The sequence below is a fragment of the Nesterenkonia aerolata genome (assembly GCF_031470965.1).
Classification (GTDB): Bacteria; Actinomycetota; Actinomycetes; order Actinomycetales; family Micrococcaceae; genus Nesterenkonia; species Nesterenkonia aerolata.
This window is the reverse complement of record NZ_JAVKGR010000036.1, coordinates 1-5,943: the sequence shown is the minus strand read 5'-3', so window position 1 is coordinate 5,943 and position 5,943 is coordinate 1. Positions and strand designations below refer to the sequence as shown.

General features: G+C 62.8%; 6 protein-coding genes and 2 pseudogenes. 5 read left to right on the top strand and 3 right to left on the bottom strand.

Annotated elements, in window-relative coordinates; translation table 11 throughout:
* Positions 1-391: 391 nt before the first annotated feature.
* Positions 392-685: pseudogene (locus RIL96_RS13170) on the top strand (IS110 family transposase); the annotation flags it as partial.
* Between the two features lie 242 nt (positions 686-927).
* Here RIL96_RS13170 and RIL96_RS13165 read toward each other — a convergent pair.
* The gene (locus RIL96_RS13165) at positions 928-1,512 is read right to left on the bottom strand and encodes a DUF1648 domain-containing protein (RefSeq protein ID WP_138170469.1); all 585 of its coding nucleotides are present in this window, start codon (positions 1,510-1,512) and stop codon (positions 928-930) included.
* Positions 1,513-1,637: 125 nt separating this feature from the next.
* Positions 1,638-1,853 (bottom strand): helix-turn-helix transcriptional regulator, encoded by a 216-nt coding sequence (locus RIL96_RS13160; RefSeq protein ID WP_166429976.1) that lies wholly within the window; start codon positions 1,851-1,853, stop codon positions 1,638-1,640.
* Between the two features lie 132 nt (positions 1,854-1,985).
* Here RIL96_RS13160 and RIL96_RS13155 point away from each other — a divergent pair, with 132 nt between their 5' ends.
* The 4 genes from RIL96_RS13155 to RIL96_RS13405 all read left to right on the top strand — a co-directional run bounded on the left by RIL96_RS13155 (position 1,986) and on the right by RIL96_RS13405 (position 5,014).
* A complete protein-coding gene (locus tag RIL96_RS13155) occupies positions 1,986-2,381 on the top strand; it encodes a hypothetical protein (protein WP_138170467.1) in 396 nt (131 codons plus the stop codon).
* Positions 2,382-2,449: 68 nt separating this feature from the next.
* A complete protein-coding gene (locus tag RIL96_RS13150; protein ID WP_310549472.1) occupies positions 2,450-3,613 on the top strand; it encodes a metallophosphoesterase family protein in 1,164 nt (387 codons plus the stop codon).
* On the top strand, positions 3,613-4,707 hold the full coding sequence (locus tag RIL96_RS13145; protein WP_138170465.1) for an N-formylglutamate amidohydrolase: 1,095 nt from the start codon (positions 3,613-3,615) through the stop codon (positions 4,705-4,707). The genes RIL96_RS13150 and RIL96_RS13145 overlap by 1 nt, the downstream gene beginning before the upstream one ends.
* Positions 4,646-5,014, top strand: coding sequence for a phosphoglycerate mutase family protein (locus RIL96_RS13405; protein ID WP_374761897.1), 369 nt, complete (start codon positions 4,646-4,648; stop codon positions 5,012-5,014). The genes RIL96_RS13145 and RIL96_RS13405 overlap by 62 nt, the downstream gene beginning before the upstream one ends.
* A gap of 280 nt (positions 5,015-5,294) precedes the next feature.
* Here the strand turns inward: RIL96_RS13405 and RIL96_RS13140 are convergent.
* A pseudogene (locus tag RIL96_RS13140) lies at positions 5,295-5,943 on the bottom strand (hypothetical protein); the annotation flags it as partial.

The window sequence follows — 5,943 nt, the reverse complement described above, 5'->3', positions numbered from 1 at the left end:
CCGAGGTGGGCCGGACCAGTACCGGCCGAGCACTATCAGCTGAACGGACAAGTCCCCACCAATGACAATCCCGTAGACGTCAGTGTTGTCATGAGTCACGAACAATCGATAGTGCAGGCCGATACTCATCCTGCCAGCCAGTCCCAGACCAGCCACTTTTAGACTCACAGTGTTGTCACCCAGGAGCTGGTCACGGGCGGATCGTGGATCGCTGATAGAGGCACGACAGCCCCGGCTTGAGGGCTTGTTTTCTAACGTGGATGCCGAGCATGAACCGCCCACCGACTACATCCGTCCCGGCTTGGGAAGGATGAACTGGGCTGGGCAGCTGGCTGCCCAGGCGCCCCGTTCTGGGTGGTGACAGGACTCCACAACAACGAGGAGAAAGCTCGTGGTCTGGAACCTTCAGGACTTCGCGCTGTTCATCGGCTTAGACGTCGGCAAGAGTGAGCATCACGCTACCGCCCTGACCACCACCGGCGGCAAGGTCTACGACAAGCCCCTGCCCAACGATGAGGCCAAACTCCGAGACCTACTGGCCGAACTGACTGCCGAACGTGGCCCGACCCTGCTGGTGGTCGATCAACCCGCGACCATCGGCGCACTGCCGGTCACCGTGGCCCAGAGCATGGACGAGGTGGAGGTGGCTTACTTGCCGGGACTGACGATGCGCAGGATGGCGGACGGTCCATTCCTGGCCGAGCAGCTCATCGTTCACCGCACCGGGCAGAGAAGCAGCCGAGTGGGTCTTTGATTTCACCTGGCAGGGGCGTCGTCGTTCTTTCGAAGGCACCAGCATCGCTACCGTCGATGGAGGTCTAATCACCTCACTGCGGGAGTACCGCACCAACGGGGAACTTTACGACTGGACCGGCACCTGGCGCTGAGCCGTGGTGGCCGGCTCCGTTCAGGGCAGGCGTGATGGGTTCAGAGTTTGGACATCCGGTAGATGAAGAACCCCTGACTGGCCAACATTGCTGCCAGCCCGATCCACACCCACGGGCTGATCGGCCAGTCTCCGGCGATCCCGCCGAGTGCGATCACATAAATCAGTGTCACGGTGGCCACGGTCCAGATCATCATCTGGACACTGTTTTTGTAGTGGGCCTGGATGTTGCCCTCGGTGACTTTGCCCAGCCCGTAGTTATAGGTCCGCGGGAAACGGGTGAGGATCGCGCATCCGATGATCGCAGCGAGCATCACCGTAGCCATGCCCAGAATCTCCCAGGGTGAGCCGTACCGATTGACTGATCCGTCGGCGGTGAAGTGCATCGGCACCTGATCCGGCATCGAGGGGATACGCACCACCATCCACACGGTATAGAGCACCGCAACCAGCAGACTGCCGATCAGCAGAAACCGGTGAAACTGGTCCAGGGTGAAGTCTGGCTGGGGACGGCTGCGCATCGTGGGGTACTCCAGCACCCCGTCTGCGTTACGGAAGGGAACCCCCAGTCGCCGGGCCTGCACATAGTCACTGACCGGCTCGCTGCCTGTTGTCTTCTCCGGCATCGTCACCTTGTCCTCCCTCAGATCCTCTCCAGGGATTATTTCAAACTGGACGACGACGAGGAGGACTGTCAGCGCACGGCTTCCAGGGCTGTGGTGTCCCAGATAGCGCCTATGCGCAGTTGCGCTCAGCCATGTGTGCTCTGGAGCTGGTCTTGTAACCAGGCGCTGAGGGTTTCAGGGTCGTAGCGCACCGACCCGCCGCAGAGGGATAAGTAGGGTGGGCCGATGCCGTTGGAGGCCCAGTTCGCCAGCGTTTTGGCCGAGACTCCGAGGTAGTCGGCAGCTTCCTGCCGGGTCCATAGCTTCGGCATTGTCGGCGTCGCCTCTGTCTTGGTTTCCATAGTTGCTGTGCTCATATGCCGGTAGCGCCCGGCCGGGGGTCGTCAACGGGGGCCAGCCCGTCCGGCGGGGTCCCTTCGACCCCTCGTGTGTGTGCTGCGCACCTTGTTGGGGCTTCCGGACACTCACGGGGCATGGATACCAACGACACCACAGAGACCTACGATGCGAACCAACGCGATCACCAGTGGGAGACCACCGGCGAACAGGCCGATGAGCTCACCCCACAGAGCACGGGCCGGTGGCTGATCACCACTCAGGGCACTCTCCATCTCTGGGATCTGGATCAGATGACCTACGTGCGGATGCCTTCGGCAGCATCGAAGTCCGGGTCTATGGGACATGACCAGAGACCGGTCCCGCTCACCCGAGTGGTCTGGTGGCCGAAAGTTGGGGAGCGTCCTTACTTCTGGTACGACGATCCAGATGATCCAGTGTTTTGGGAGCATTGGCGGATCAGCTCGGAGGTCCAGAAGATCGAGCGCCTAGCCGATACCCGGGCCGCCACTGATCCGGAGGACCCGTCATGACCCCTGGGCCACGAGATCGACTGCAGCACACGGATTCCATGTCGGTGGGGCCCTCTAGGCTGAAACCCATGAGCAGCACCGAACCTACCCAGGACACTGACACATCCCGCCGCGGCGCCACTGTGGCGGTCGCCGGGGACTGGCACGCCAACACATCCTGGGCGATCCGCTCCCTGCGCCACCTGCATTCGCTGGGTGTGCGGGAGGTCTTCCAGCTCGGAGACTTCGGCATCTGGCCCGGCCAGAAGGGCATCGATTACCTTGATGCCCTCCAGGAGACTCTCGATGAGCTCGGTATGCGGGTGGTCGTCACTCCCGGCAACCACGAGGATTACCAGCAGATCTCCCGACTCTCCGCCCAGAACCGGGATCACCGTGACATCCATGCCGATTTCGAGGCGCTGGGTGCGGTGATGTGGGCCAGGGAGCGGATCGCGCTGCTGCCCCGGGGCCATCGGTTCACCCGCAGCGGGTGGAGTTTCGTGTCTCTGGGTGGGGCGCCGTCGGTGGATTTCGAACACCGCATCACCGGGCAGTCGTGGTGGATCGAGGAGATGATCACCGGCGACGACGTCGCCACCGTCGTCGCCGGTGGGACGGCCGATGTGATGTTCACCCACGATGCCCCGGAGCCCTGGCACGGCACCGACATGGTCGCCAAGATCATCCAGACCCCGCTCGGCCGTTCAGCGGAGGTGTTGGCCTATGCCACCGAAGGACGCCGACGCCTCGATGAAGCCTTCCAAGCCGTGAAGCCTCGGGTGTTGGCGCACGGGCACTATCACGTCAAGGACTCCAAACTGGTCCAGATCGAGGGTTGCGATCACCAGACCCTTGTGGTCGCCACCGAGTGTGATCAGATGCCCGATGCCAACCTCGGTCTCCTCCACCTGCCCGACGAGCAGGACCAGGCGGAGGGAGCGGAGCCGCGCGTGGAATGGGTGCCGCTTCCACCGGTCACCACCGGGGTGGACCGCAGCCAGCTCGGAGTCTGGCCGGAGAAACCGGTCTGGGTCTGGGAGACCGAGGATTTCCTGCGGGTCTTCGACGAAGGCCGCTCGGCTCACTGGAACCAGCTCATCGCCGAAGCCGCGGACGAGCCCCAGGGCGCCTGGCTCGGTCGGATGGTCGAGGCCCTGGAACAGAGTGCCAACGCCCGTGCCCGGGAGTTCATGGTCTCCCGGGCTGGTGGCCTGCTGCCCGATCCGCCGGAAGACAGGAGGGATCACTGATGGCGCAGAACCCAGCACGCAGCACTGCCCAGGACTTTGAGCTTGCCCCGGTGCTCAACACCGGGGGCGGGGTCATGGGGAAATGGGCCTGGTATCACCGGCGGAATCAGGAGCTTCGCCGGGTCAAGGACTTCTACTTCCAGGCCCAGACCGCGGAGAACATCTATGAGGATCTGGCAGTCTTTGGGCGCGCTCCACAGACCGGGTGTGAGGATCTGCAGGCGCGGGTGATGGACGGCAACCTCCCGGTGCTGGTGCACATTCCGCATGCAGGTCTTCGGGTCCCCTCTGAGTACACCCGGGACGGGCACCTATCCCAGGGTGAGCGGGCCACCGAAGACCCTGGTCTGCTGGCCCGGGTCCGTGATGCCGCCGACTACGGCGTGGATCACTGTGTACAGAGCGCCTGGAATCGAGCCAACGACGGCGCCCCCTATGTGGTCAAAAACCTCCACTCCCGGCTGACCTTCGACCCCTACGAGCACCCAGAGAGTGCCACCGAGAAGCTTCATGCGGCCTACCACCAGTTGCTCTGCGAGACCCTGGAGAGGATCCTGGATCGCTTCGCTGAAGTGCTGATCATCAACCTCCACGCCCACGGAACCCCCACCCCGGCCCCAGGTGAACACCAGGGGCCTGCCTGGTGCCTCGGGGTGGACGGGGCGCAGCACAGCCAACGCATCGAAGGGGTGTTGGAGAGGCTGAGGATCGAGGGCCTGGCCGCGGTCAATGAGCCGTACTCAGGGGCTTTCGTGCCAGCAGGCTACGTCGGCAGGCCCGAGGTTACTGCGGTGGACTGCCATGTCCGACAGGACGTCTATCTCGATGCTGACCATACGCCCCGCCGCACAGGTTCCTACGAGAATCCAGGAACCGATGAGGTCCCTGAGGTGCGGTTGTCTGACCTGCGGGTCGCGATCCGACGGATCTGGCTGGAGCATGAAGAACCCGGCCGAGAAGCCAGACACAACGCACGACGGAGAACCGGCACCACACCGTTGCCTGGACGAAAGACCACGGCCATGACTGAGGATGACAAGGAGGCCTACGATGATGCCGCTGGACCTGATCCTGATCCGACACGGAGAGTCTGAGGGCAACGTTGCCGGTGCCCTGGCCAGGCAGGGCGAGGAGTCTCATTACACCGATGACTCTGTGACCACCCCTGGGCGTGAGTGGCAACTGACTCAGACTGGGCAGAGGCAGGCCCAGATCGTGGGCCAACACTTGCGAGAGGCCCAATTTCCCACCGCCTACACCCAGCTGCGAGGACAAGAGGCCACCCGGTTCTACTGCTCGCCCTATGTGCGTACCCGGCAGACCGCAGGCCACCTCGGACTCAAAGCACGGAGAGAAGATCTTCAGCGGCGAAGTGAACGGCAAGAGTCAGATGGGCTATGATAGAGGATGCTGTTCTGGGCAGAAAGGGCTTCCGGCCCCCTGAGCGTGGAAGGCAACCAAACTGAATAGTGGGAGGCAGCGCAGCGCGCTGCATGGGCCTTTAGCTCAGTTGGTAGAGCATCGGACTTCAAATAGGAGCGCCTCGGTGGAAACGCTGGGGATGACACCACTCAAAGTCGGGGAACCCTTCCTAGATGGAATCTAGATGGCAATCCCGAGCCAAGCCGAGACCACGTCTTGGAAGGTGTAGAGACTGGACGGGTGGCACCTACGGCGCAAGCTACGGTGAAGGGACAGTCCAGACCACGAACGCCCCGAAGGGGCGGCGGCGAAAGTCGAAGTGGCAGGTTAATCCGCTGGTCGCGGGTTCGAGCCCCGCAGGGCCCACCCTACGCACAAGGCTCGAACCCTTGCCCAACGATTCGTTGGCGGGGGTTCGGGCCTTGTTGTCGTCTCGGCTCCAGTTGAGGGCGTTGCCGTTGATCTGGGGGTCGAGCAGCATCTCGAAGGGGCGTTGGTGCTCGACGCGGAGCTTGTCGTCTTCGTCGATGTAGACCTTGGTGAAGAAGGCTTGGTTGCATAGTCGCCGGTTGGTGTCGTCGCATCGAGCGTAGATGTCAGCGCAGTTGGCGAGCAGGGTCAGGGCGTCTTCGAGGTGGTTTCTGGCCTCGATGTACTCGCCGTGGTGGGCGTCGATGCGTCGGTTGACCTGGTCTAGTTCACCCAGGATGCGGTCTTGTTCGCGTTTGAGTAGAGCGAGTGGGATGGCGTCGGCGTAGTGGGCTTGCAGCAGGCGTTCTTGTTCGTGTTGGAGTCGGTCACGGTTGGTGGTCAGCTGGTTCAGCTCATCGGTTTCGGCGGCCATGAGCCGGTCGAATGAACCGTCCTGGGTCTTGTTCCGATCTGTTGAGCAGAGAGGATAGGGACTA